The sequence below is a fragment of the Actinoplanes solisilvae genome (genome assembly GCF_003999975.1).
Classification (GTDB): Bacteria; Actinomycetota; Actinomycetes; order Mycobacteriales; family Micromonosporaceae; genus Actinoplanes; species Actinoplanes solisilvae.
In genome coordinates this window covers 1-680 of sequence record NZ_RJAC01000101.1, presented here as the reverse complement: position 1 = coordinate 680, position 680 = coordinate 1, and the positions used below count along the sequence as shown (strand labels likewise).

Below are 680 nucleotides of genomic sequence, written 5' to 3'. Positions count from 1 at the left end.
AGACCGCATCTCATTAGGGGTTGTTGCTGGTCAGGAGGTTGAGGCGGGCGGCTCGGCGGTAGCAGATCAGAGCGCAGGCCAGGCGCAGGAATCCGGTGAAGTGGGAAGCCTTGCGGTCGTAACGGCGGGCCAGGCGCCGGAAGCGGCTGACCCATTCCAGGCAGCGCTCGATGACGTAGCGGTGCTGGCCGAGGTGGGTGCTGGATTCGATGCCCTTACGCGCGATCCGGGCGATCATGCCGCGTCGTCTGACCACCTCCCGGCAGAACCGGTAGTCGTAGCCCTTGTCGCCGTGCAGCTTGCCCGGCCATCGGCGGGGACGCCCGAGGGGTTGCCGGATCGCCCGCAAGTTGTCGAGCACGTCTTCGAGCATGGTGCTGTCGTTGACGTTGGCAGCAGACACCAGCACGGTCAGTGGCAGCCCGTTACGGTCACTGACCGCGTGGATCTTGGAGCCGGGCTTGCCCCGGTCCACCGGGCTGCGTCCGGTCAGGTCCCCCCTTTGAGCGCCCGGACATGCATCGCGTCCACGCTTGCCCTCGACCAGTCGATCTGCCCGGCGGCACCGAGAACGTCCAGCGTCGCCTGGTGAAACGCCTGCATGACGCCCTGTTCCACCCATTCGGTGAACCGGCGATGCGCGGTCGCCCGGGAGATCGGGAACGACTCGGGCAACGCGT

1 protein-coding gene and 1 pseudogene are annotated in these 680 nt (G+C 67.2%); both read right to left on the bottom strand.

Annotated elements, in window-relative coordinates:
• Window positions 1-13: 13 nt before the first annotated feature.
• Window positions 14-475 (bottom strand): IS5 family transposase, encoded by a 462-nt coding sequence (locus EER30_RS46760; RefSeq protein WP_164842818.1) that lies wholly within the window; start codon window positions 473-475, stop codon window positions 14-16.
• A 14-nt stretch (window positions 476-489) separates the two neighbouring features.
• Window positions 490-680: pseudogene (locus EER30_RS47835) on the bottom strand (IS5/IS1182 family transposase); the annotation flags it as partial.